Origin of the sequence: Nocardia speluncae NBRC 108251, from assembly GCF_001613245.1 — a bacterium.
In the GTDB taxonomy this organism is placed as follows: domain Bacteria; phylum Actinomycetota; class Actinomycetes; order Mycobacteriales; family Mycobacteriaceae; genus Nocardia; species Nocardia speluncae.
This window is the reverse complement of sequence record NZ_BDBZ01000046.1, coordinates 39,191-63,742: the sequence shown is the minus strand read 5'-3', so window position 1 is coordinate 63,742 and position 24,552 is coordinate 39,191. Positions and strand designations below refer to the sequence as shown.

The window sequence follows — 24,552 nt, the reverse complement described above, 5'->3', positions numbered from 1 at the left end:
TCACACTCCCATGGAGTGGGTTTCCGGCCCAATGTAGAACGTGTTCCTATACGGTCGGTCCTGTGCAGAAAGAACAACGCCCCGCCGTGGCCGACTGGTTCACCGCGGACGACGGCACGGTGCGCCTGAAGGGAAGTCGCTGCACTACCTGCGGCACGCCGTACTTCCCGCGGAACACCCTGGCCTGCCGCAACCCGCAGTGCACGGGCCCGAAGGACGGCTCCGAGCTCGCCGAGTACCTGTTCTCCACCCGCGGCCGGATCTGGTCGTATGCGGACGCCCGGTACAAGCCGCCACCGCCCTATGTCTCCCCTGAACCGTTCGAGCCGTATGTCGTCGCGGCGGTAGAGCTCGAGGTCGAGCAGATGGTGATTCTCGGTCAGGTGGTGCGCGGCCTCACGGTCGACGATCTGGCCGTCGGTATGCCGGTCGAATTGACCCTCGGCGTGCTGTACGAAGACGAGGAAGCGGAGCATACGGTGTGGATGTGGAGGCCGGTCGATGCCTGAGTCGAATGACCGCGATATCGCCGTCCTCGGTGCAGGTATGCACCAGTGGGGCAAATGGGGGCGCAATTTCGTCGAGTACGGGCTGGTCGCGGCGCGCGCGGCGCTGGCCGATGCCGGGGTGGACCACCGCGACGTCGGCTATATCGCCGGCGCGGACACCATCCGCAACGGATACCCGGGATTCGTCTCGGGTGCGACGTTCGCCCAGGCACTGGGCTGGTCGGGTGCACGGATCTCCAGCAGCTACGCCGCCTGCGCCTCCGGCGCCCAGGCCGTCGCCAATGCCCGCGCCCAGATTCTGGCCGGACTGTGCGATGTAGCGCTGGTGGTCGGCGCGGACACCACCCCGAAAGGCTTCTTCCAGCCGGTCGGCGGTGAACGCCGCGACGATCCGGACTGGTTGCGTTTCCATCTGCTCGGCGCGACGAACCCGATCTATTTCGCGCTGTACGCCCGCCGGCGCATGGCACTGCACGGTGCCACGCTCGACGATTTCGCTGCGGTGAAGGTGAAGAACGCCAAGCACGGCCTCAACAACCCGAACGCCCGCTACCGCAAGGAGGTATCGGCCGAGGAGGTCGCGGCGTCGGCGATCGTCTCGGACCCGCTGCGCCTGCTGGATATCTGCGCTACCAGTGACGGCGGCGCCGCGTTGGTGCTGACGTCGATGGAGTACGCGCGCCGCCACGGTGTCACCGATCCGGTCCGTATCCGGGCGCTGTCGACGGTCACGCCGACGTTCCCGAAAACCGTTATCGATCTGCCCGATTTCGCGACGGATTCCGCGGTGGCCGTCCAGCCGCCGCCACACGAGTTCCGTTCCGCGGTCGCGCATGCCGCATACGAAGAGGCCGGACTCGCTCCCGGCGACATGTCGCTGGCCGAGGTGTACGACCTGTCCACCGCACTGGAGCTGGACTGGTACGAGGACATCGGGCTCTGCGAGACCGGCGGCGCGGAAGAACTGCTGCGCAGCGGCGCAACAACCTTGGGCGGGCGTATCCCGGTCAATCCCAGTGGTGGGCTGGCCTGTTTCGGTGAGGCGATTCCCGCGCAGGCGATCGCGCAGGTCTGCGAGCTCACTTGGCAGTTGCGCGGCGAGGCCGACGGGCGCCAGGTAGAAGATGCTCAGGCGGGAATTGCGGTGAATCAAGGCCTCTTCGGCCACGGCTCGGCGATTATCGCCACCCGCTGACCCGGCCCGCCCACACACCGTTCAGCTCGCCGGCACCGCAGACAGCCGGCACCTGCGGCGCCGGTCGCGGCGAGAACCGCAACGCCGGTGATGTGCACTTCGCTTGCGGCCCAGCGGTTATCCGTTGGACCGCAGGCGAGGGCCGCACCGCTTCGCCCCCGCCGGCCGATTCCTCATCCCTGGGCAGGAGTCGTCCTCGTGTAGTGGGCCGGGCCCGGAGAGCAGGGACTGGGCAGGGCCGACAGGGTGGCCATATCGCAGACACCGTCGGTCAGTATCTGGAACGGGGTGACACCGAGCAGAACGATGATCCCGATGATATCGCCGTTGCCGACGAGTACCCCGGCCGTTCGCGCGGCCGCCGACCCGGAGTCCAACGCCGACGATCCGGTTCCGGATTGCCCCTCGCCCACCGGCGCGACGGCCGGGGACGAGACCGGTTGGGCAGTCGCGCCTGCCGCGGCGCCGACGAGGCTCATCGCCGCAGCGGAGGCGACAGCAAGACGAATGATTGCGGGCGTCATAACGCTCCTTGGATAGTGAAGGTGATGTGTGCGGGCATGAGTTCAGCTACTGGGCGATGGGTTGTGTTCATCGGCCGAGCGCGGGCCTGGTGATCGCAGCGCATCGACCCGCTCACGGACTGGACGCGATATCACCGGCGAGCGGTGATATCGCGGCAATGATTTCGGCCACCAGCTCCGACGGCACTCCCGCACCGGTCAGCGCATCCGTGAGATGGCAGGCCACGAGGTCGAAGTGATACCGGGTGATACCACGACCCCGGTGCACCTGTTTCATCGAGGCGCCGATATAAGGGTCGGGCCCACCGAGAGCCGCCGCGAAGAACTCCACCTGCCTGCCTTTCATCCGGGTCATGTTGATTCCGGTGAAGAAAGGTCGTAGGGCCTCGTCGGCGAGTACACGGGTATAGAAGTCTTCGACAACGGCCTCGAGGGCTTCGCGGCCGCCGATCCGGTCGTAGATCGGCGGGCCTGCGCCCGGTTCCGGAGCGGAGTCGAAAGATACTGGGGAAGAGTTGATTTCGGCACCTTCCGATGGTTCAGCGCGGTGGCACACTCATATCGCGGTTCATGGTGGGGATTTCGATACTGATCGGCATCTGCAATTCGGACAGATACATCAGCGCAGCTTTACGGAGGAATTCGTCGAGCAACCAGTAGGGGTCGGCCGCCGGCGGAACGGCGGTGAGGATGCCCTCGCGTACCGCGATGAAGGGGCCCCAGCTGAATCGGAGCAGCGGATCCCAGACCGGTTCCCGCGGGATGTGCAGGCCGTCGGCAATGTGATCGCCGAGCAGGAAGCGGGTGAACGCGCCGAGAACGGGCTTGCTGAGGATCGTGAGGTCGATATTGGCGCCGAGGCCGAGCAACCGGTCGGCCAGCTTGATCCCTTCCGGGGTGGGCGCCAGGATGGGGTCGAGGACCTGCGCCGCCTGGGAGTTGGCTTCCGGCCACGATTTCGGGATGTACTCGTCGCGGACGCCGAGCATATGGCCCGCGACCTGCCACGAGTGCAGGAAGGCCTCCGATTCGTGTACGGGGATCGGCACTTTCCAGGAGGTCAGGTGCTTCATAACAGTCGTGGGGAGGCTGTGCCAGGTGACCATGATGTCGTTCTGGCTGATCGGAATATCTTCCGCGGCCGAGTGCACCCAGTGCGGTGACTGCGGCAGGAGGTGCCGCACCGCCGCGTGCACCAGCCGGGTCTTGACGCAGGTGACGATCATCTCGCCGTCGGGAGCGTAGGCATTGTTACTACCGATGTCGTAGCCGAGTTTGGCGGTTTTGGAGATACGGTCCTCGAGGTCGTGGCCGCCTTTGGAGTAGTAGACCGAGCGGGCTTCCTTGGGAATGACCGTGCTCATCATGCCGCTGGCAAACCCGTACAGCACACCGAGATACAGTCCGCGCTTCTTGTTGAACTGGATGGCCGTATCCAATTTGGCCGGATCGGTCCACTGCGGGAGTTTCCGGGCGTACTCCATGAAATCCCGCAACTCCGGCGGCAAACCGGCGGGCAGCGGCTGACCGTTCCTGGTCCACGTCCGCAACGCGTCGTTGATCCGGGGCACCTCGCCCCGGTCGATCAGCCCGCCGACCAGCTCGTCGGCCTCGGGGTCCCACACCGTCATCGGGTCGGCACCGGATCCGGATCCGGCGACCGAGCCCTGCGGTGACCATGTCCACGGCTGCGCCCGCCCCGTAGACGTCGCCGCCACCATCGCGAACGCCCCGGCAGCCCCCGCCACCCCGCCGGCCTTCAACGCGTTTCGCCTACTGAGTCCGTCCATGCCGCCACTCCTCATTGAGTCCGATCACCGCCGAAACGGTAAAGCCTGGCCCTCCACCTCCGTGGAATATCGAGTAACTTACCAGCTGTACCAGACACCTGTCCAGATCCCACAGTCCGGCCGACTTGACGGGCCCCCTCGAAAAAGTCATCGAATTACGTTGACACCATCACACTTCACCCTCGACACACAGAGAGGCGAGTGATGTCCGGGGCGTCCGGGCTTGGACAAACTGCGCGCGGAAACAATCTCGATGCAACAAGAATTACTGGTTACATCGAACCTTGTTCGCCGGCCACCACGCCGATACACCGGCACGGGCCGGCATACCGGCGATCGCGTCGATCACCCGCCGGGCCATGACGATTCGGGCTCTACGCACCCACCGAACCCCAGGGGGTATGTCAGCGCCCGCCACCTCGGCGAACCAAGCGCGCGACACCCGCTACCGAGGTGACCGACTCTGCGCAGATCTGTGATCAACTGTAGGTGGTTTCGCCGGTACCGGACGACAGCCGATCTCGGTCGCCGCTCCGGCCTCGATAGTTCGATCACGAAGTACGCGGATACCCGAGCCGAAGGAACCGCGCCGATGGACAGTTCGGCATCATCTCCGGAGCCCGGCGCTCCTGTCGTCGTCGGAGTCGACGGATCCGAGGCCGCCACGGCGGCCGTGCACTGGGCGAGCCGCGAAGCCGCACTCCGGCAGCGCATGTTGCGCATCGTGCACGGTGACGGCACTGCCGCCGGCCCCGGTTTGCCGTCGCCGGTCAGCGAAGCCCTCGCCCGGTATGGGCAGGATTGCCTCGACAGCGCCCGCGCGGCAGCGCTGCACATCGCTGCGGCACTGACCGTGGAAACAGAACTGTCCGGCACGCCACCGGCGCGACTGCTCATCGACGAATCGGCCACCGCGGAAATGACCGTGATCGGCTGGACCGGAGAAGGATCGGCCCTCGCCCACCTCGGGTCGACCATGCTTGCCGTCACGAGTAGCGGTCACGGGAAAATCGTGGTGGTCCGCGGCGCCGGAGCCGACGGGCGCCGCGAACGGCCGGTGGTCGTCGGAATCGACGGAACGGCCGTGAGCAACGCAGCGGTGGGCGCCGCCTTCGCCGAAGCCGCACTTCGGCGGGTACCGCTGGTCGCGGTACACACCTGGCACGATCTCCGGACGCACTGGTTCGCGGGCATGCCGGAGACGGTCGACGACCCCGCGATCGCCGCCGCGATGGATACCCGGATGACCGAATGGCTCGCCGAGTGGGCGCCGAGGTATCCCGAGGTCGAAGTGACCCGGAGAAAGTATCTCGCAGGCCCCGATCTCCACCTGCTCCACTGGTCGGAGTCCGCGCAGTTGGTGGTTGTCGGAAGCCGCGGTCGCGGCGGATTCCGCGGGCTACTCCTGGGTTCCACGAGCAATATCCTCGTCCAGCGTGCGCACTGCCCTGTTCTCGTAGCTCATGGAGTCTGACTCCGGGGCCGGCCCGACGGGGCCCGCGCCCCGCGATGGATCGGAGGTCTCCGGCCCATCCCGGCAGCCATCCACTGCGAATTCGGACCTCGACCCGAATCCCGCACGAGGAATCGATTCGCGACACCACGAGGCGGTCATCTTCGACCTCGACGGTGTGGTGACCGATACCGCCGCCGTGCACGCGGCGGCGTGGACGGAGTTGTTCGACGCCTACCTGGCCGGCCGGCCGGCAGCGCCGGGGCAGGACCGTGCACCGTTCACGCCGGACGACTATCTGCGTTATGTCGACGGTAAACCCCGCTACCGCGGCGTCGAAGATTTCCTTGTGTCCCGCGGTATCCGTCTTCCCTGGGGGACCGCAGCGGATCCGGCAAATACCGATACGGTGTGCGGGCTGGGCAATCACAAAGACGACCTGTTTCGCGAACGCTTGGAACGGGACGGCGTACAAGTCTTCGAGACGACCGTCGCGCTGATCCACCGGCTACGGGCCATCGGGCTCTCGACCGGTATCTTCTCCGCCAGCCGCAACCTCCACTACGTTCTGCAGGCCGCGGGCCTCACCGGCCTTTTCGACGCACAGGTGGACGGCCTCGATGCCGGCGAGTTGGGACTCGCGGGAAAACCCGACCCCGCAACCCTGCTGGAAACCGCGCGAAGGCTGGGCAGTGCACCGGACCGGACGGTGGTCGCCGAGGACGCGGAGGCCGGTGTGACTGCGGCGCGACGCGGTGGATTCGCCTTCGTCATCGGGGTCGACCGGGCCGGGCACGCCGACCGGTTGCGCGCATGCGGCGCCGATATCGTGATCGAGGATCTGGCGCGGGTACCTGTGCGCGGCCGGTTCCGGCGTGTGGCGGATGCGCCGGATGCGCTCGCCTTCTGGCCCCGGATCACCGACCTGATCTGCGGCCGCTCCCCCGCTGTACTGCTCGATTTCGACGGCACCCTCGCCGATATCGTCGCAGATCCCGCTGCGGCCCGGCTCGCACCGGGGCTGGACGCCGTGCTCGACGAACTGGCCGCGCAATGCACGGTCGCCGTGATCAGTGGACGCGATCTCGACGACCTACGCGAGCGGGTCGGCCGGAGCGGAATATGGTACGCGGGCAGCCACGGATTGGAGTTGGCGGCGCCGGACGGCACGGTCCATACCGCCGCCGTACCGCCGGGGACCGAGCAGGCACTGGCCACCGCGGTGGAGGAGCTGCGGCTCGAGCTGCGTGACATCCCGGGTGCGCTGGTGGAGCACAAACGGTTCACGGTCGCCACCCACTATCGCAACGCCGACGCCGGCGATATCGGACGGATTACGGCAGCCGTGTATGCCAGCGCCGGCCGGAACCGGCTGCGCACGACCCACGGCCGCAAAGTAGTCGAGTTACGGCCCGATATCGACTGGAACAAGGGCGACGCACTGCATTGGATCACCGACCGGCCACCGGGCACCGCTTTCACGCTCTATCTCGGCGACGACCTCACCGATGAAGATGCGTTCGATGCGATGCCGGCGCCGGGAACCGCGATCGTGGTGCGCAGTGCAGAAGACGTCTCCCGGGAAACCGCTGCGGATCTGTCGCTGGCCGGTCCCGCACGCGTCCGGGATTTCCTGCACAAGCTCGCCGGGCTGCTGGCCGCCGGCAACGCAGGGATCCCGGAATCGTGGGCGCTGACCTACGACGGGTACGAGCCGGCGCAGGAGAAACTGCGCGAAGCGTTGTGCACGGTCGGCAACGGGTATTTCGCCACCCGGGGCGCGGCACCGGAATCGGCGGCGTCGCAGACACACTATCCGGGCACCTATATCGCCGGCCTGTACAACCGGCTCCACGACCGGATCGCCGACCGCACAATCGATAACGAAAGCCTGGTCAATGTGCCGAATTGGCTCCCCTTGACCTTCCGGCTCCCCGGCGGGGAATGGTTCGGCCTCGAAGGGGCCGACATACTCGATTACCGGCAGCAACTCGACCTGCGGCGAGCCGAACTGGTACGTACGTTCCGCATACGCGACAGCGCCGGGCGTATCACCGCGGTCACCCAGCGCCGGTTCGCCGCTCTGCACCGGCCGCACCTGGGTGCCCTGCGGACGACGATCACCGCCGAGAACTGGGCCGGTCCGCTGACCATCCTGGCCACCGTGGATACGACGACGAGAAACGCCCTCGTCGAACGTTACAACAGGTTGTCCGACACACATCTGACGCCGGGGCGCGACCGGGAACTACCCGACGGCTCGGTGCTGATCGAGACACACACCAACACCTCGGGGCTGCCGCTGGCGATAGCTGTCCGCAGCACAGTGCACCGAGACGGCGAACCGTTGGACGTCGAGCGGCTATACGTGCGCGGCAACGGCTCGTTCGGCCACCAGTTCACCCTCGCTATGACCCCGCGGGTGCCGATATCGGTCGACAAGACGGTGGCTCTGGTCACCGGGCGGGACCCCGCGACGGGCGACTCCGGCGGCAATGCGGTGCGCCGGTTGACAGAGTTCGCCGACTATGCGGCACTATTCGAGGGTCATGCCGCGGCATGGGATCATATGTGGGCGCGCCTGCACATCGACCTCGACGGTGCGGCACCGGCGGTGGCGGTCCTGCGGCTGCACCTGCTGCACCTCGTCCAGACGGTCTCACTGAACACCGTCGACCTCGACGTCGGCGTTCCTGCCCGCGGCCTGCACGGCGAAGCGTACCGAGGGCATATCTTCTGGGACGAATTGTTCGTCCTCCCGGTGCTGACCCCGCGCCTTCCGTCGCTGACCCGCGCCCTCTTGATGTACCGGTACCGCCGGCTGCCCGAGGCGCGGCGCGCAGCGGCACAGGCCGGCCGGACGGGTGCGATGTATCCGTGGCAATCCGGCAGCGATGGCCGGGAGGAAAGCCAGCGGTTACATTTGAACCCTTTGTCGGGCAGGTGGAATCCGGATCTCAGCCACCGCGCGCACCATATCGGTAGCGCCGTCGCCTATACGGTCTGGCAGTACTACCAGGCCACCGGCGATTCCGAGTTCCTCGCCGGATACGGGGCGGAGATGCTCGCCGAGATCGCGCGATTCTGGTCGAGCAAGGCCGAATTCGATTCCGAACGCGGCCGCTACACCTTGCGGGGAGTAATCGGTCCCGACGAGTTCCATTCCGGTTACCCGGGCAAAACACGCGCAGGGATAGACAACAACGCTTATACCAATATCCTCGCCGTCTGGACGATTCTGCGCGCACTCGACGCACTCGACGTCCTCGCGCCGCCCGACCGGGCCGAGCTCCTGGATACACTGAAGCTGGCGGCGCCGGAATTGCAACGCTGGCAGGATATCGCGCACCGAATGTATGTGCCTTTGCACGACGGGGTCATCAGTCAATTCGACGGCTACGAGCAGCTGCGGGAACTGGACTGGGATCACTATCGGCAACAGTATGGGAATATCCAGCGGCTCGACCGGATCCTGGAAGCCGAAGACGACGATATCAACCGCTACCGCGCCGGAAAACAAGCCGATGTCCTGATGCTGTTCTATCTGTTCTCCGCCGACGAACTACGCGCCCTGTTCACCGGCCTGGGCTACGAATTACCGCCCGAGATGATTCCCCGCACGATCGACTATTACCTGGCTCGCACATCACACGGCTCCACCCTGAGTGCGCTCGTGCACGCCTGGGTGCTGGCACGTGCACATCGCGATCGTGCCGTGGAATATTTCGAATCCGTGCTGGTATCGGATATAGCCGATGTACAGGGTGGCACCACGGCCGAAGGAATCCACCTGGCCGCAATGGCGGGCAGCGTGGACCTTCTGCAACGCTGTTTCACCGGGCTCGAAATGCGTGACGACCGCCTCGTATTCTGCCCGTACTGGCCCGAGTCGCTGGGCACACTGTCATTTCCGATGATGTACCGGGAACATCATTTGACGGTGCGTATCGATGGACAGCGCCTCGAGGTCGACTCGGGTCCTGGGCCTGCTCATCCGGTCACCGTCACTTGCCGGGACAGAAGCGCCGAACTGGCACCGGGCTGTACTGTGCGTTTTCCGATCTCTTCGCGGTAGGGCGCCACGGAGAATTGCGCGGGACAGGCCGGGAGCGGCCGCCTCGGCGATCGATATTCAGTCGGACATCCGACCTCAGGAGTCCGCGGTGCGAAAGATGACGATCGGGCGGTCGGCGCGATGCAGCAAATTCTGACCGGTCGATCCCAGCAGGGCACCGCGGACGCGTCCCCAGCCTTTACTGCCCACAATCGCCATCTGGGCATGGTCGAGGGCGTACAGCAGTTCCCGCGCCGCCGAGCCGCGCCTAGACCTCAGTTCGACGGCAACATCGGGAAATTGCTCCCGATACGGGGCAATGATTTTCGAGAGCTCGTCTTCTTCGGAGCGTGCGATCGCGTCCCAGTCGATCACCAGCGCGGTCCGGCCCCGTTTCTGTATCGTGCTCGGGTCGGCGGACGCGACCGCCGAGCTGCCGGTCCACGTCCGCACCGCCGTCACCGGCACGGACAGCAACCGGGCCCATTCGAAAGCCAACCGGGTCGCGGCCTCCGATATCGGGCTTCCGTCGGATCCCACCGCGATCGGGCGGTCGTCGAGAGGCACGCCGGTGTCCTTACCGCGCCATACCGCGACCGGGCACACGGCCTTGTCGGCCACCCGCAGCACAGTCGACCCCAGCAGCCAGCGTTCGACCGAACCGGCGCCTGTCGCTCCCAGCACGATCATCGCCGCCTGCCCTGCGGCTTCGAGCAACCCCGCTGCGGGAGCTTTCCTGCCGGTGATCAATTCCAGCTCGACCTCGGGCGCCCATTCTCGAAGTGCGGTTCCGGCCGAGTTCAACAGATCGGACCGATAGGCTTGCTGCACTTCTTCCAGTTCATCGGCGCTGAACGCCACATCGGGTATCGGACCCGAAGCCGGCGACGAATGCACCAGGTGTAGCGGTAGGTCGAGTCTGCCGGCGAACGCGGCGGCCCATCTGGCGGCACCCAGCGAGGCCTCCGATCCATCGACACCCGCCACGATGTATTTTCCCGGGAGACCCATATCCTTGTCGCCTTTCGTGCAGCGGTCCTCGATCGGAGGCCGCCGTGGAGGGAACCGACGCCGTGGCGGGACGAACGAGAGTCCACACCGGTAGTACGCATGAGCATCCCGGCTACCCGATCGGCCGACCGACCCGGAACGACACTCGATCGTGATGAATCTTCAGGATAGGAGGCGAAACGCTCGTGCCGATCGGTCGACACACGCGAACTCGGCACTTCTCCCTATGAATTCCCGGTGACGCCGAGACCGGACCCGCTACCCGAGGCCGGCTCCCGCCGGCACCACGATCGAGAGCGGTCCGCGTGGGTGGTACACCCTGTACCTCCGGATAGGTATGGTCGGGTACATGAGCGCTGGTCCCAGCGGTTCCACAATCGCGGATGCAGTCCGCCTCGCGGCACGGGCTCCTTCACTGCACAACAGCCAGCCGTGGCGGTGGCAGTCCGACGGCGAGGTATTGCGGCTGTTCGCGGTACCCGAGCGGATGCTCACCACGACCGATCCGGGCGGCCGCCAGATGCTGATCAGCTGCGGTGCCACCCTGGACCACCTGCGGGCCGCTATGGCGGCTGCCGGTTGGCGTCCGTCCGTCGCGCGTTTCCCCGACCCCAACAACAGGACCCACCTGGCGGATATCACGTTCGAGCGTTCGCCGATGGTGACCGATGCCGACCGGGCCCGCGCGGAGGCGATCGACCGGCGTTACACCGACCGCCTACCGTTCGGGCCGCCGCCCGGCTGGCCGGAGTTCGAGCCGGTACTGCGATCCGCGATCGATTCCGCAGACACCACTGTGGAGATCGTGCCGGCGGAAAGCCACCCCGCGCTGGCCGACGCCACCCGGTTGACAGGCGCGCGCCGGCGTTACGATTCGAACTATCACGCGGAGCTGCACTGGTGGACAGGGCACGTGATCGGCGGCACCGGTGTACCGAAAACCTCGCTGGTTTCGCCACGAGAACACGAGCAGGTAGATATCGGCCGCCGATTCCCGACCGCCTCGCCGGATACCGGAAACCCCGGCGAGGACTCGTCCGACCATGCTGTGGTGCTCGTTGTTTCCACGGCCGGAGATTCGCCCGCAGAACACGTTCGATCCGGTGAAACGCTATCGGTCGTACTCCTGGAATCCACCCTGGCGGGTTACGCGACCTGCCCGCTCACTCATCTGACCGAGTTACCGGATAGCAGGCGCGCGGTCCGGCAGTTGATCGACAGCCACCAGCTGCCCCAGATACTGGTCAGGGTAGGTGCGCCACCGCACCGCGACCGGCCACCGGAGAGCACGCCGCGGTTACCGCTCACCGAAATCCTGTCCGATGCGAGGTCCGGGGACTGATCGGCGGGCGCACTCGGGGAAAACCGCACCTTCACATCGGCCGATTGCCCGGAGGCGGTGCCCGTGCCAGGCTGTTGACGTGCTGTTAGCCGAGGTCGCCGCCGCATCCGCCGAGATCGCGTCAGCGTCGGCGCGGCGAGCCAAAACAGGCCGCCTCGCCGAACTGCTGAACCGAATCGCGGCAGAGGGCGACGCGCGACTGATCGCGGTGACGGCCTCCTGGCTGTCCGGAGAATTACCGCAACGCCAGATCGGTGTGGGGTGGGCAGCGCTGCGCACGCTGCCGCCGCCCACTGATGTTGCGACGCTCACGGTCGCCGACGTCGACGCTCGGTTCTCGCGGATCGGAGCGGTCGCCGGGAAAGGATCCCGGACGGTACGCGCCGACCTGGTGCGCGATCTGTTCGAGACCGCGACCGGCCCCGAGCAGGTATTCCTGCGCCGGCTGCTGAGCGGTGAGCTCCGCCAGGGCGCACTCACGGGCGTGATGACCGATGCGGTCGCCGAAGCTGCCGGGATACCCGCGGCCGAGGTCCGGCGCGCGGCGATGCTGGCCGGCGCCCTGCCCACCGTGGCAGCGGCGGCTCTTGGCGGGGGGCGCCCGGCGCTGACGGAGTTCCGGCTCCGCGCCGGGCAGCCGGTCGGGCCGATGCTCGCGCAGACCGCGACCGGGGTCGACGATGCCATTCAGCGACTCGGCGGGACCGCGATATTCGAAGCGAAGCTGGACGGCGCGCGGGTACAGATCCACCGCGCAGGATCTGAAGTCTCGGTATATACCCGCAGTCTCGATGATGTCACCGCCCGGCTCCCCGAAATCGTCGCGGCGACCCTCGCCCTCCCCGCTACCGACTTGATCGCCGATGCCGAGGCCATCGCGTTGCGACCCGACAGCAGGCCGCAGCGGTTCCAGGTCACCGCAGCCCGGTTCGGCCGCAAACATCCGGGCGATGTCGAACCGTTGTCGGTGTTCTTCTTCGACCTGCTCCACCTCGACGGCAACGATCTCCTCGATCTGCCCACCCGAGACCGCCTCACCGCACTGGACGCGCTCGTCCCCGCCGCTCAGCGCGTCGACCGTCTGCTGACCACCGACACCGCTGCGGCGCAGGGTTTCCTCGATCGCACGCTCGCCGCCGGACACGAGGGGGTGATGGCGAAATCGCCGTCGGCCCCGTACGAAGCCGGCCGTCGTGGCTCCGGCTGGCTCAAGGTCAAACCCGTACACACCTTGGACCTGGTCGTTCTCGCCGTCGAACGGGGTTCCGGCCGGCGAACCGGCACCCTGTCGAATATCCACCTGGGCGCTCGTGACCCGGCCGGCGGCGGTTTCGTGATGCTCGGCAAGACCTTCAAAGGGATGACCGACGCCATGCTGGCATGGCAGACGGAACGTTTCACCGAGCTCGCCGACGGAGCGACCGATGGGTATGTCGTGCGACTACGTCCCGAGCAGGTCGTCGAAATCGCCTTCGACGGGGTCCAGGGGTCGACCCGGTATCCCGGCGGCATGGCACTCCGGTTCGCTCGCGTGGTGCGCTACCGCGACGACAAATCCCCGGCCGAGGCCGATACGGTCGATACTGTCCGCGCGCTCTACGAGCGGGGCGGTTGAGCAGATCGTGTACCTCGGAGCCGCGGCAGCATCCGGCGGGGGGCGGCGAGCGTGAACAGCCGCAACTGTGCCGCACGGGCAGAGCCGCGGCGGATTCGAACTTCACTAAGTTTGGTAATTTAGTGCGAATCGACGATCCAGATCGGAAGGATGTGACGGCGGTGCCCCCACCGGGACACGACCGCAAGTCCCCGGTTCCCGACCCGGGCAATCTCCGGTGGCGGCGGTTGGCCGAGATGGTGGCGGACCAGATCCGGCAGCGAATCCTTCGAGGCGATCTCGCCGAGGGCGACGTACTGCCGAAGGAAGCCGAAATGCGCGACCAGTACCCGGTCAACGTCCAGTCGCTGCGTGAGGCGATGCGGATCCTCGAGGCCGAGGGGCTACTGCGCGTCCGTCGCGGTAACCGTGGTGGAGCGGTGGTGCACCGCCCCACTCCCGGCAATGTGGCCTACAGCCTGTCGATGGTGCTGGCGATGTCCGACACCGATATCACCGACGTGGGTCGCGCGCTCCATGAGGTCGAACCGATGTGCGCGGCCTTGTGCGCCGAACGCGACGACCGCGCCGAGACGGTCGTACCCGTGCTGCGTGAACTGCACGAAAAGTCGCTGCGCGAGCTCGACGATCTCGTGGCCGCTACCGCACTGTCGCGGCGATTCCACGAATCCGTCGTCCAGCTGTGTGGCAACCGGTCGCTGATCGTGCTGGCGGGCGCCCTCGAAGCCCTGTGGTCGAGTCACGTCACGGATTGGGCCAGTGAACGAGCCGATCCCGCAACTATTCCGCTCACCGAACGAGCGCAGGCGCTGGCCGTACACGGACAGATCCTGCAGTGCATCGAAGATGGTGACGCCGCATCGGCGCGGGTGATCGCGGCTCGCCACCTGCGGGACGTGCAGACATATCCGCACGACCCGCAGCGCGCCCGTGTTCCGCTCGATCCGGCGGTCGCCCGTGATCGCCTCTTCTTCGGCTGACCGGGCCCGTTCGAGTATCCGGGCCCGGCGCGGGCGCTCTCAGAAGCTGTTCGGGTCGTCGATCACGCTCTGCGGCACCGGATGCCGGTAGAGCACCGAGGCATTCTCCCACGTGATTTTGCGCAGTTCGCCGGCCGAAAGGCCCTTCATGGACTCGTTGACGACCTCCATCGTCCGTGGCCACAGACTGTCGCTGTGCGGGTAGTCCTCTTCGAGCAGGATGTGGTCGATACCGATCCGTTCGCGCAGCACCATCGTGCTGGGATCCTCCACGGCACAGAACCAGAAGTTCCGTTTCAGCACATCCGCCGGTGAGATATCGATGCCGTCCCACGTGCCGTACATGGACGAGTATGTGGTCATATGGTCGAGCCGGTCGAGAAGCGCGGGGACCCAGCCGATTCCGCCCTCCGACATCACGATCCTGATGTTCGGGAAGCGCACCGGGATCCTCGAGAAAAGCCAGTCCACCGTGGCGAACATCGCGTAGCCGAAGAACAACGTCCCGGATACATCCGGGGGTGCATCCGCCGAGGTGCTCGGCGATGTACTCGACGAACCGATGTGCAGATTGATCACGGTTTCGGTCTCCTCACACGCACGCATGATCGGATCCCAGTGTCCGGAGTGCACAGATGGCAGCCCCAGGGCGTGTGGCCCCTCCGAGAAGGTCACGGCCTTGAACCCGCGCTCCGCGTTACGGTAGATCTCCTGCGCTCCGACCTCCGGATCGAGGAAATACGGGATCTGACATGGGATTATGCGATCGGGGTAAGGCCCCGCCCACTCCTCGAGATGCCAGTCGTTGTAGGCGCGCGTCGCAGCCAGGGCCAGTTCTGGATCGTCGGTGCTCAGCTGTAGTCGCTGGCCCGCGAAGCCCGGAAGGAACGACGGAAAATTCAGGGACGCATACACACCCGATAGGTTCATATCCTTGATTCGGTGGTGAATATCCCAGGATCCACGACGCATATCCTCGAAACGCTGGGGGTCGAATCCCCACTCGTCGACCGGGCGCCCGACCACCGCGTTGAAACCGACGTTCGGGATCTCCTTGCCGTCGTATACCCACAGGTCGGCGCCATCCCGGTTGATGACCCGCGGTGCCCGCTCGGCGAATTTCGCGGGCAGGCGCCCCTCGAATGTGTCCTTCGGCTCGACAATGTGGTCGTCGACCGAAATGAACGGGAAGGGCCGGTGTGCTTTCTCCGGCTCGGGAAGGAAAGTTACTTTCCCCTTCACGTTCTGGGTGAAGTCGGTGTTGTGCATCAATTCGTCGAGATCAGCCATCGTGGAAATCCTTGGAGGTTCGGGGTTCGGCAAACCCGGCTGCGCGGGACACGTAGCCGGAACGGGTCGAGGTGGGTGGGTTTCAGTGGAGAACGTCGGGATCGGTCCGGAGCAGTTTGCGCACCGCACCGGCCCAGTAGACGCCGGCGGCACGCTCGACGAGCGCTTTCTGCATTGCGACGCGGATACTCTTCTCGATCGGCAACGGATCCTTGCCGAGTAGCAGGATGTCGTAGGCGAGCCGGCAGAACCGGTCGATCGAGGCCGCGCGGTAGACCGCGAGTTCGATGGTGCCGGCGGTGGTGATGATGCCGTGGCTGGCGAGTATCACGTTGTTGCACTCACCGATACGCTCGGCGAGATCCCTTCCGAGTTCGGCATCACCGACCTCGCCATCGTATTCGCTGACCAGGGACAGGTCGCCGTCGTACAGACTGCCGGTCTGGTGGGCGATCATCGGCAGTACACCCACGGCGGCGAGCAAGGTCACGTAATACGGGTGGTTGTGGACGACCACGCGGGCGTCCGGCCGCCGCCGGTGCAGTTCGGTGTGGATGTGGTACGCGGGTGTCACATCCCATTTCCCCTCGATCACCACACCGTCGGCATCGACGCGGCATACGTCGGAGGCCGAGACCTCCTCCCACCACAGTCCCCACGGGTTGATGAGAAGACTGCCGTCGCCACGATCCGCCCAGGTGATGTGACCGGCCATATTCTCGCTGAATCCGCCGTGCGCCAGCGTCCGGAAAGCACAGGCGAGTGCCTGCTCGTTCGTGAGGTCGACCCCGATCGGTGGTGTGGCTCGCGGCTTCCATCCGCCCATGGGGTCGGTCTCCCCTTCAGCGACGGCCGGTTCGTCGTACATGGTCACGATGCCTCCACACATTGAGATCGGGATCACAGAGCTGCAAGGAACCCGAACTCTATCTTACAAAAGATAGTGATGTAAGCCCTTTCAGGAAAGCCACTCAAACGATTGATTGACTTCCCCGGCCGGTCGGCTTACATTGTGATTCACGCCATATACGTGTGTGATCCCTCTCCTCACCTCGCGTCGAACGGTGCCTCATAGCCCATGAGCCGAAACCGTTGCACGCCAGCCGAATAGAGAATCAGCACCGGCAGCCGGCCCGATGCGCGTCACCTACTCACCCATCGACGCTGTCGCCCCAAGGAGAACGCGAATGACCTCGTCACCACCCCGCAACGACACTCCGCAGAGCCCCGGAACGGGGGGCTCGGCCGCACCGGGCACGGTCCGGGCCAAGGCCCGGATGATTCTGGCCGTCAACATGGGCAACGCCTTGGAGTGGTTCGACTGGACGATCTTCGCGATCTTCGCGATCTACTTCTCCAACCAGTTCTTCCACTCGGCCGACCCCGTATCGAACCTCCTCTCGACGATGGCTGTCTTCGCCGTCGGGTTCGTCATGCGCCCGATCGGCGGCCTGCTGTTCGGCCTGGTCGCCGACCGCCGGGGGCGGAAGTTCGTCATGGTCCTGACCATGACGCTCGTCGCCATCTCGAGTGTCCTGATCGCGGTCGCGCCCACCTACGAACAGATCGGTGCGTTGGCGTCGCTGTGGCTGCTGCTCGTGCGATGTGTGCAAGGCGTGGCGCACGGCGGTGAGCAGGGTGGCTCATACACCTACATCGCCGAAGTAGCGCGCCCGGACAACCGCGCGCTGTGGGGCAGCACAGTCATCATGTCCACTGTCGCCGGAACGGTGCTCGCCACACTTCTCGGCGCCGTTATGCGCACCTGGATCGACGCCTCCGCGATGGCCGACTGGGGTTGGCGCATACCGTTCCTGATCGGCGGTGTCCTCGGCTTCTTCGCGCTCTACCTGCGCCGTGGGCTGAGTGAATCGGCGGCATTCACCGAACAGACGCCCGAAACCACAGACCCTGCCCCCTTGGCATCGGCATGGACGGCGATCCAGGACATCTGGGCCCAGCGCGGTTCGATCCTGCGAGTCGTCATGCTGGTCGGCGGCACCTCGGTCTTCTCCTACACCTGGTCGGTGAGCGCCCCGGCATACGCCATCAGCTTCCATGACGTGAACGATAAGCTCGCCATGTGGGCCGGCGTCGTCGCCAACCTCGTCTTCATCGCCGCCCTACCGCTCGCAGCACTGCTCGCCGATCGGTTCGGACGCCGCTGGAACAACATCGGGTGGGGACTGGGGGTCGCGATCCTGGCCTTCCCCTTGTCGGGCATGCTCGACTCCTCGGCCGCGACACTGACCCTGGCGATCGCTCTGGCGCTCATCGTCCAGGCCCTGGCCGCCAGTACCCAGGTCGCCTGGTTCGCCGAACTGTTCTCGACCAAATCGCGCGCAGCGGGCACCGGTATCGCCGTCTCCCTCGCGGCCGCGATCTTCGGCGGCACCGCGCCCTACCTCAATTCGTGGCTGACCTCGCGCGGTACGCCCGACATATTCACCTGGTACGTCATCGTGCTCGCACTGGCCGTAGCAATCGCCGCCTACTTCACCCAGGAGACCAAGGGAATCGCCCTCGTAGAAGAACCCGCAATCACGCCCGGTAACGCCACACACGTGCCATGACCTCCCGCCACCGATCACCGTCACAGCCGAAATATCACAGAACCCAAGGAGTTGGCATGCCCGAAGAAACACGCACCGTCGATTTCACCCGGATGGACGACGCGACAGTCCCGGAGATGGAGCTGATCAAGTCCGAGGCCACCCGACACCGACGTGACCACTGGCTCGGCACAGTCCTGCGGCTGCTGGAATCGATGAAGGGCCACACCTTCGGCTACCGCGTCGACCGCTACGAACATTCTTTGCAGTCCGCGACCCGCGCGCATCGAGAGGGCGCTCGGACCGATCTCGTGGTAGCTGCCCTTCTGCACGATATCGGTGACGATCTGTGCCCCGACAACCACAGCGAAGTCGCCGCCGCGATCCTGCGGCCGGTACTCGACGACGAAGCCGTGTGGATCGTCAAGCACCACGGCGTTTTCCAGACCTACCACTACGGGGAGAAGCTGGGCATGCCGACCGACAGCCGTGAACGATACCGGGACTCACCGTACTTCGATTCGTGCGCACACTTCTGCGCCGCCTGGGACCAGGAGTCGTTCGACCCGGACTACAACACCGAGCCCCTCGAATTCTTCATGCCGCTGCTCGAGGAAGTCTTCGCGCGCCCGGCACGCTCCTGGGGCGACCAGGACCTGGCATGGTCACGCGAGACCTAGACGGGTCCGGATTCCCCGTACGGGGATTCACCAGGTGCCACGGCGACACATCCCGCCCCGTACAGGAGGAGTAGTTACATGAGCCTGATCGATGCCGCGACTGCACGACAGTACGTCGACTCCGGCTGGTGGGGTACCGAACCGCTGCACGAAATCGTCCGGGCGCAGGCCGCCGCCACTCCCGGCCTGCCCGCATTCATCCAGCCGGCCGAACGCACATCGTGGCGCACATACGACCGGGTGGCGGATGATCTGGCCGGCGCCCTGGTGGCATTGGGGATACCACCCGGGGCGCGGGTCGCCATCCGTTTACCGGATTCGTTCCTGGTCCACGCGGCCCTGGTCGCGGCCGCACGCGCCGGCGTCGTCGCGGTCGGCATCGGTGCGCGATCGGGACCTCAGGAGATCGCGCACCTCGTCGGGAAGACCGGGGCACGCGCACTCGTCAGCATTGATGCGCTCACCGGCCGCTCGGCGGCGGAGCTGGTGCAGCAGCTCCGCGGCCGCGGCGCATCGCTCGATTTCTATGTCGCGTTGTCGAATCGAGGCGTGGACCGGATCGTCGATGTCCGGGGAGCTGTCCCGGCCCCGGTAGAACCGGGACGGGCGAGCCGGACGGAGGTCGCAGCACGCAGTATCGGGCCGAACGATCTGGCCATGCTCAACTCGACATCCGGCACGACCGGCCTCCCGAAATGCGTGACACAGTTCGACAATCGGTGGGTTGCGTTCAGCCGCCTGGCAATCGAAGCAGGAGAGCTGGGCGCGGACGAGGTCTTCTTCGGCGCTGTTCCGGCACCGTTCGGCTTCGGCTTGTGGACCTCGCACTATGCCCCGGCGATACTCGGCGCACCCACCGTTGTCCTGCCCAGGTTCGATGCGGAAACCATGATCCGGATGATCGATCGGGAAAAGGTGACAGTCCTGTGCTGCGTGAGCACCCAGTTCCGGATGTTGCTGAACTCACCGGTGGCCGACCGGTTCGACTTGTCGTCGCTGCGGGTGATGTTCACCGGCGGCGAGGCCGTCCCACCGGACCGGGCGGCGGAGTTCGAGGACCGTACCGGTGCCACCGTTCTCCAGTTCTTCGGGTCGAACGAGAGCGGGGCGTTCAGCGTCACCCGGGTCTCGGACACGTCCGACCGCCGCCTGAACACCTCGGGGCGGCTCATTCCCGATATGAACGTGCGATTGTTCGACGACTCGGGCACGGATGTCACCGCCGGCGGCGGTCCCGGCCGGCCGGGTGGACGCGGCCCGCTGACCTGTGCGGGTTACTACGAGGACGAGGCCGCCAACAAGCAGTTGTACACCGCGGACGGCTGGCTGCTGATGGGTGACATCGTCACGATCGAAGACGGTTTCCTCACGCCCGTGGGCCGTACATCGGACATCATCATCCGCGGCGGCAAGAATATTTCCGCACCCCAGGTCGAGCAGGAGGTGGAAACCCACCCCGCAGTCGACCTGGCCAGTGTCGTCGCCGTACCGGACCCGGTATTCGGCGAACGGGTCTGCGCGGTCGTCAACCTCCGGCCCGGTCATGAGCTCACACTCCCCCAGCTCACCGGGCATCTTGCCGATCGTGGCGTATCGAAGGAACTTTTCCCCGAGCATCTGCTGGTCCTCGATCACTTGCCCCGCTCGTCCGGAGGAAAGATCGCGAAGGGCGAGATACGTACGCTCGCCACCGAATCCGTGGCCGCCACGGCGAATGTCACTACGCCATGACCGGGATCAAGACTGTCGACGTCTACACCTGCCGGGAGATCCTGCGCATCCGGGCCGGAGTCGAACAGTACGCCGCACCCGACGGGTTCGGCGAATACTACTGGACCGAACTGCTGCGGGGCTGTGCAGAATCCGATGCGCTCGAAGCAACGTGGGAGCACTACCGCACAAGAGCGCGCCCCTTGATGCCCGCGGACATCCTCGGCCGGGCCCGAGCCCGGCACAATGCTCGACTCGCGATGGTCGCGGGGATCACCGAGAGACTGCTGCGCGAACGGACCGGACTCGACTGGTCACCCGGCAGGATCGCCCGGTGGCAGAATACATTCGAGACCGAAGTGGGGCGGGGCGCCGATATCGATGATGCCTGCGATACCGCAGATTTCGATGCGCACGAGTACTCCGGCAATTCTGATACGGCGCCTCCTCATGCCCTGGGCCCGCCCGAGGCCCCACGAGAAACGCAGTTGTGCCGATCCTGAGCCGGCGGGTAGCCGCAGAACGACGAGAGGTGAACAATGGCCGCCAGTCGGCGTCAGGTGATCCTGGCAGAATCCGCTCGGTTGTTCGCCGAATGCGGTCTGTCTGCCACAACGATCCGTGAGATCGCCGATGCGGTCGACCTGAACTCCGGGACGCTCTACCACTACTTCAGCTCGAAGGACGCAATTTTCTCCGAGATCCTGATGCGTTTCTTGACGGACCTGGTGCAGCGCTACGAGGCCGTCACGGCCGGGGCCGGAACAGCCCGTCACCGCTTGTCGCTGATGATCCGGGTATCGCTCGAGGTCGCCGACCAGCACCCCTACGCCACCGAGATCTACCAGAACGAATACGAGAACCTGAGCGCGCTTCCCGACTACGCCGAGATCGCGAAGGCGGTCGAATCTTCGCATCGCGCATGGTTCGGTGTCACTGAGGAAGGTGTTCGCTGTGGCGAATTCAATTCGCGTATAGATCCATTCGAGTTCCAGCGAATGGTGCGTGAATGTGTTTTCCAGTCCGTCAGATGGCACCGCGACACTCTCACCACGGATATCGAAGCCATCACTGCGACCGTCACCTCGGTGTTCCTCGACGGGTTCGCACCGGCACGCACCGGACAGGCAGACCCGGCTCCGCCGCCGGTATCGGCGCAGATCCCGCGCACCCGGATTCCTGCTCCAGAACCTGCCCCCGAGCCACCCACCGACCCTGTGGACGAACTCCGTGGCGAGCTCGACGAGCTGCGTTCCGGCGTCGATGCCATTCGCGAGCTCGTGCAGTCGCTGTCCGACCGGCCGCAGGCAGTCGACGGCGCGGCGGCGGCGGAGACCCGGCCCGCGGGGGGCACCCCGGAAGCATCGGCTGCTGCCCCACGATGATCGGTCCGTGACGACAGGACCGCCGGCACGGAACGGTCCTGTCGCTTTTCGCCGGATAGTCGAGCAACCACCGAGAGCGGCATTGTCACTATGCGGCGGCTGGTTCCCCCTTTCCGGCCGTGGGTATTTCCGCACCCAGCCGGCGGGGAAGGAATACTGCGCAGATACCTCCGGCGAGGGCACACGCGGCAATGACGCCGAATGCCCACATGAATCCTGCGCCCGCATACACCGGCGCTCCCTCTGCCAACGCCCGGACATTGGCGTTGAGGAGGAAGAACACCACCGTCGTTCCGACGCCGGCCAGGAGTGTGCGGCTGACCTCGGCGATACTCGAACTCACCACCTGCGAGTCGGCCGGCACGGCCGCGATGACGAGGTTCGGGATGGCGGCACCGGCCAGGCCCACACCGAGGTGCACCACGCCGGTGGCGATCAGCACGATCAGTTCTTCTCCGCGCCACACGCCCATAGCCAGGACACCGATCCCGATGAGGGCAGCGGCGAGGACCATATGCAGCTTGGCGCCCGTTCGGCGGGCGGTCACCCCGACGATCAAACCGCCCAGGACGATGCCGAGGCCGTTGATCACACCGAAGATCGCGTATTCACTGGCCGTCATCCCGAATCCGTAGTCGCCGCCGGCCTCGCGCGGCGTCATCGCCATCACGGCCAGGATCGAACTGGTGGTGGTCCCCACCCCGTATACGAGGCCCGAGGACAGCACGGTGAACAGCAGCGCGGGCCGGCGGAGCTGCCGCACGTTGATCAATGGCTCGGGGGTGTGACCGGCCTGCACGAGCCAGGCGGCGAACATGGCGCACCCGAGCAGTAACAGCGCCGGCGTGGCTGCGCTGGACCAGCCCCATTCCGGGGCCTTGCTCACCGCCAGCAGGACCGCCGCCACCGAGCCACCCAGCAGAACCGCCCCCACCAGGTCGGGACGAGAGTCCCCGGAGCGTACCGGCGACTCCGGAATGATCAGGAACGCCGCGGCGGCCAGCACCGCGGTGAGCACCGTCACGAACCAGAAGGCGCCCGTGACACCGTGATTGTCGATCAACCAGCCTGCGAGGAACGGCTGCAGAACAACCACGATGCCGGTGCCGGTGATGGTGACGCTGACAGCGAACGGAATGATTCTCGGCGGGAACACATCCCGCACCAGCGAATAGCACAGGAACGCGACCGAGAAGATCGCCCCCTGTAGCGCACGTCCGATCAGGAACACGGGGTAGGTCGGCGCCAGGGCCGACAGTACTGCCCCGGCGACCGTCACCGCGAGCACGATCATGAGCAATCGCTTCTTGCCGTACATATCGGCGAGCTTGCCCACCAGCGGCATCCCGATGCTGGCGGTCAGGAAGGCGATTGTCATGGTCCACCCGGCCTGGGTGGTGGCGAACTCCGCGGCGATGGCGGGCAGGGCGGTCCCCGCGAGAACCGACGAGACGGGAATGATCTCGGATATCAAGATCAGTACGACCAGTATGGCGACCAGTCTCGGTGTCCACCGGCGGGTTTCGCTCGTGGTGGCCGCCGCCGGTCTTCGGCCGTCGAGTGTGCCGGTCACCGAGCAAGCCCCTTCGCACCGTCGGGCGCCGGCGTGAATCGATGGCCCCACACAGCCCCCTCGGTGATCCGGTAGGTGGGCTGGGGCGTCTCGATACGTTCTCCACCCCAGCCGATTTCGGTGGCGTGACCTTCGGGAGAGTAGACGTAGAACGACAGCATCCGGTCATTGGTGTGCTTGCCGAGCGACTGCATCATCGGGATCCCGAGATCGGCCGCACGATCGAGCGCCCTGCCGACATCGTCGATATCCTCGGCCTCCACCATGAAGTGCATCAACGCGGGCCCCTGCGCGGGGCTGAGCCCGAACGTGTGCTGGCGCGGGTTGCAGCCCAGAAAATAGCTGACCCCGCCGGGCAGAGCCAGTGAGTTGCGTTCGACGAATCCCAGGACACCGACGTAGAACTCGTACGCCTCCTCGGTATCCAGCACGTTCACGATGACATGTCCCATGCCCTGGTCACCGGTGACGAAACGCGAAACACCGTTCAGTTCCACCGGACGGTGACTGAGAACGGGGCCGTAGAACAACTCGATCCGGTTTCCGGAGGGATCGTCGAATCCCGCGAAACCCGTCACCTGGCGTAGCTCGCACTCCGCCGGGGTACCGATATGGATCTCGACACCCGCGGCCTCCACTCGCTCGACCAACTCCTGTAGATCGGTCCGGTGCAGGACCTCGAGACCGATCGCCTCCAGCCCCGGGGCGGAGGATTCCGAGATCACCAGGCGCGGCGGATAGTCGTCCATTCGGTAGTGCAGGGCATCGGGCAGCGGGCCGTCGACTCGCATCATGCCCAGGAAGTCGCCGGCGAAAGTCCGCCACGACTCGGTGGACTCGACACGCAGACGCAGGTACCCCAGCGAGAGGATGGGCATAGGAGCTCCTT

Annotated in this window: 20 protein-coding genes; 12 read left to right on the top strand and 8 right to left on the bottom strand. The window is 65.8% G+C overall.

Going from position 1 to position 24,552, the window contains the following annotated elements; genetic code table 11:
* The first annotated feature begins 86 nt into the window (after positions 1-86).
* Both NS6_RS31710 and NS6_RS31705 read left to right on the top strand, forming a co-directional pair.
* Positions 87-509, top strand: a complete 423-nt coding sequence (locus tag NS6_RS31710; protein WP_062980267.1) for a Zn-ribbon domain-containing OB-fold protein — start codon at positions 87-89, stop codon at positions 507-509.
* Positions 502-1,704: a lipid-transfer protein gene (locus tag NS6_RS31705; protein ID WP_068049752.1), complete on the top strand. Its 1,203-nt coding sequence runs from the start codon at positions 502-504 to the stop codon at positions 1,702-1,704. The genes NS6_RS31710 and NS6_RS31705 overlap by 8 nt, the downstream gene beginning before the upstream one ends.
* A gap of 173 nt (positions 1,705-1,877) precedes the next feature.
* Here the strand turns inward: NS6_RS31705 and NS6_RS31700 are convergent, their stop codons facing one another.
* From NS6_RS31700 to NS6_RS31690, 3 genes are all read right to left on the bottom strand, one after another.
* Positions 1,878-2,228 (bottom strand): hypothetical protein, encoded by a 351-nt coding sequence (locus NS6_RS31700; protein ID WP_157113048.1) that lies wholly within the window; start codon positions 2,226-2,228, stop codon positions 1,878-1,880.
* 112 nt (positions 2,229-2,340) lie between these two features.
* A complete protein-coding gene (locus NS6_RS31695) occupies positions 2,341-2,691 on the bottom strand; it encodes a group I truncated hemoglobin (protein ID WP_157113051.1) in 351 nt (116 codons plus the stop codon).
* Between the two features lie 76 nt (positions 2,692-2,767).
* Positions 2,768-4,018: an oxygenase MpaB family protein gene (locus NS6_RS31690; protein ID WP_068049749.1), complete on the bottom strand. Its 1,251-nt coding sequence runs from the start codon at positions 4,016-4,018 to the stop codon at positions 2,768-2,770.
* A 592-nt stretch (positions 4,019-4,610) separates the two neighbouring features.
* On the opposite strand from NS6_RS31690, the gene NS6_RS31685 reads away from it, so the two are divergent.
* Both NS6_RS31685 and otsB read left to right on the top strand, forming a co-directional pair.
* A complete protein-coding gene (locus NS6_RS31685; protein ID WP_068049863.1) occupies positions 4,611-5,492 on the top strand; it encodes a universal stress protein in 882 nt (293 codons plus the stop codon).
* The gene (gene otsB / locus NS6_RS31680; protein WP_084471616.1) at positions 5,482-9,546 is read left to right on the top strand and encodes a trehalose-phosphatase; all 4,065 of its coding nucleotides are present in this window, start codon (positions 5,482-5,484) and stop codon (positions 9,544-9,546) included. Before NS6_RS31685 ends, otsB begins: the two co-directional genes overlap by 11 nt.
* A gap of 75 nt (positions 9,547-9,621) precedes the next feature.
* Here the strand turns inward: otsB and NS6_RS31675 are convergent, their stop codons facing one another.
* On the bottom strand, positions 9,622-10,536 hold the full coding sequence (locus NS6_RS31675; protein WP_068049747.1) for a universal stress protein: 915 nt from the start codon (positions 10,534-10,536) through the stop codon (positions 9,622-9,624).
* 349 nt (positions 10,537-10,885) lie between these two features.
* On the opposite strand from NS6_RS31675, the gene NS6_RS31670 reads away from it, so the two are divergent.
* The 3 genes from NS6_RS31670 to NS6_RS31660 all read left to right on the top strand — a co-directional run bounded on the left by NS6_RS31670 (position 10,886) and on the right by NS6_RS31660 (position 14,473).
* Complete coding sequence (locus NS6_RS31670) at positions 10,886-11,878, top strand: Acg family FMN-binding oxidoreductase (protein WP_068049859.1); 993 nt, start codon at positions 10,886-10,888, stop codon at positions 11,876-11,878.
* A gap of 79 nt (positions 11,879-11,957) precedes the next feature.
* On the top strand, positions 11,958-13,493 hold the full coding sequence (locus NS6_RS31665) for an ATP-dependent DNA ligase (protein ID WP_068049746.1): 1,536 nt from the start codon (positions 11,958-11,960) through the stop codon (positions 13,491-13,493).
* 161 nt (positions 13,494-13,654) lie between these two features.
* On the top strand, positions 13,655-14,473 hold the full coding sequence (locus tag NS6_RS31660) for a FadR/GntR family transcriptional regulator (RefSeq protein ID WP_068049857.1): 819 nt from the start codon (positions 13,655-13,657) through the stop codon (positions 14,471-14,473).
* A gap of 39 nt (positions 14,474-14,512) precedes the next feature.
* Here NS6_RS31660 and NS6_RS31655 read toward each other — a convergent pair whose 3' ends face one another.
* Both NS6_RS31655 and NS6_RS31650 read right to left on the bottom strand, forming a co-directional pair.
* The gene (locus tag NS6_RS31655) at positions 14,513-15,763 is read right to left on the bottom strand and encodes an amidohydrolase family protein (protein WP_068049744.1); all 1,251 of its coding nucleotides are present in this window, start codon (positions 15,761-15,763) and stop codon (positions 14,513-14,515) included.
* A gap of 82 nt (positions 15,764-15,845) precedes the next feature.
* The gene (locus NS6_RS31650) at positions 15,846-16,589 is read right to left on the bottom strand and encodes a class II aldolase/adducin family protein (RefSeq protein WP_068049854.1); all 744 of its coding nucleotides are present in this window, start codon (positions 16,587-16,589) and stop codon (positions 15,846-15,848) included.
* Between the two features lie 361 nt (positions 16,590-16,950).
* On the opposite strand from NS6_RS31650, the gene NS6_RS31645 reads away from it, so the two are divergent.
* From NS6_RS31645 to NS6_RS31625, 5 genes are all read left to right on the top strand, one after another.
* Positions 16,951-18,336 (top strand): MFS transporter, encoded by a 1,386-nt coding sequence (locus tag NS6_RS31645; protein ID WP_084471614.1) that lies wholly within the window; start codon positions 16,951-16,953, stop codon positions 18,334-18,336.
* A 56-nt stretch (positions 18,337-18,392) separates the two neighbouring features.
* A complete protein-coding gene (locus tag NS6_RS31640; protein WP_068049742.1) occupies positions 18,393-18,995 on the top strand; it encodes an HD domain-containing protein in 603 nt (200 codons plus the stop codon).
* Positions 18,996-19,073: 78 nt separating this feature from the next.
* Positions 19,074-20,726 (top strand): class I adenylate-forming enzyme family protein, encoded by a 1,653-nt coding sequence (locus NS6_RS31635; protein ID WP_068049740.1) that lies wholly within the window; start codon positions 19,074-19,076, stop codon positions 20,724-20,726.
* Entirely contained in the window at positions 20,723-21,208 is a 486-nt protein-coding gene (locus NS6_RS31630) for a hypothetical protein (protein ID WP_068049737.1), read from the top strand. Before NS6_RS31635 ends, NS6_RS31630 begins: the two co-directional genes overlap by 4 nt.
* Positions 21,209-21,244: 36 nt before the next feature.
* Complete coding sequence (locus NS6_RS31625) at positions 21,245-22,090, top strand: TetR/AcrR family transcriptional regulator (protein ID WP_068049735.1); 846 nt, start codon at positions 21,245-21,247, stop codon at positions 22,088-22,090.
* A gap of 88 nt (positions 22,091-22,178) precedes the next feature.
* Here the strand turns inward: NS6_RS31625 and NS6_RS31620 are convergent, their stop codons facing one another.
* Both NS6_RS31620 and NS6_RS31615 read right to left on the bottom strand, forming a co-directional pair.
* Positions 22,179-23,663, bottom strand: a complete 1,485-nt coding sequence (locus NS6_RS31620; RefSeq protein WP_068049733.1) for an MFS transporter — start codon at positions 23,661-23,663, stop codon at positions 22,179-22,181.
* The gene (locus NS6_RS31615) at positions 23,660-24,541 is read right to left on the bottom strand and encodes a VOC family protein (protein WP_068049731.1); all 882 of its coding nucleotides are present in this window, start codon (positions 24,539-24,541) and stop codon (positions 23,660-23,662) included. The genes NS6_RS31620 and NS6_RS31615 overlap by 4 nt, the downstream gene beginning before the upstream one ends.
* Positions 24,542-24,552: the final 11 nt, after the last annotated feature.

What these genes read in the sequence shown, in the direction of transcription:
- NS6_RS31705 (WP_068049752.1), top strand. Translation starts at nt 502, where the DNA reads ATGCCTGAGTCGAATGACCGCGATATCGCCGTCCTCGGTGCAGGTATG.
- NS6_RS31700 (WP_157113048.1), bottom strand. Translation starts at nt 2,228, where the DNA reads ATGACGCCCGCAATCATTCGTCTTGCTGTCGCCTCCGCTGCGGCGATG.
- NS6_RS31690 (WP_068049749.1), bottom strand. Translation starts at nt 4,018, where the DNA reads ATGGACGGACTCAGTAGGCGAAACGCGTTGAAGGCCGGCGGGGTGGCG.
- NS6_RS31685 (WP_068049863.1), top strand. Translation starts at nt 4,611, where the DNA reads ATGGACAGTTCGGCATCATCTCCGGAGCCCGGCGCTCCTGTCGTCGTC.
- otsB (WP_084471616.1), top strand. Translation starts at nt 5,482, where the DNA reads ATGGAGTCTGACTCCGGGGCCGGCCCGACGGGGCCCGCGCCCCGCGAT.
- NS6_RS31675 (WP_068049747.1), bottom strand. Translation starts at nt 10,536, where the DNA reads ATGGGTCTCCCGGGAAAATACATCGTGGCGGGTGTCGATGGATCGGAG.
- NS6_RS31670 (WP_068049859.1), top strand. Translation starts at nt 10,886, where the DNA reads ATGAGCGCTGGTCCCAGCGGTTCCACAATCGCGGATGCAGTCCGCCTC.
- NS6_RS31655 (WP_068049744.1), bottom strand. Translation starts at nt 15,763, where the DNA reads ATGGCTGATCTCGACGAATTGATGCACAACACCGACTTCACCCAGAAC.
- NS6_RS31650 (WP_068049854.1), bottom strand. Translation starts at nt 16,589, where the DNA reads ATGGGCGGATGGAAGCCGCGAGCCACACCACCGATCGGGGTCGACCTC.
- NS6_RS31645 (WP_084471614.1), top strand. Translation starts at nt 16,951, where the DNA reads ATGACCTCGTCACCACCCCGCAACGACACTCCGCAGAGCCCCGGAACG.
- NS6_RS31640 (WP_068049742.1), top strand. Translation starts at nt 18,393, where the DNA reads ATGCCCGAAGAAACACGCACCGTCGATTTCACCCGGATGGACGACGCG.
- NS6_RS31635 (WP_068049740.1), top strand. Translation starts at nt 19,074, where the DNA reads ATGAGCCTGATCGATGCCGCGACTGCACGACAGTACGTCGACTCCGGC.
- NS6_RS31630 (WP_068049737.1), top strand. Translation starts at nt 20,723, where the DNA reads ATGACCGGGATCAAGACTGTCGACGTCTACACCTGCCGGGAGATCCTG.
- NS6_RS31625 (WP_068049735.1), top strand. Translation starts at nt 21,245, where the DNA reads ATGGCCGCCAGTCGGCGTCAGGTGATCCTGGCAGAATCCGCTCGGTTG.
- NS6_RS31615 (WP_068049731.1), bottom strand. Translation starts at nt 24,541, where the DNA reads ATGCCCATCCTCTCGCTGGGGTACCTGCGTCTGCGTGTCGAGTCCACC.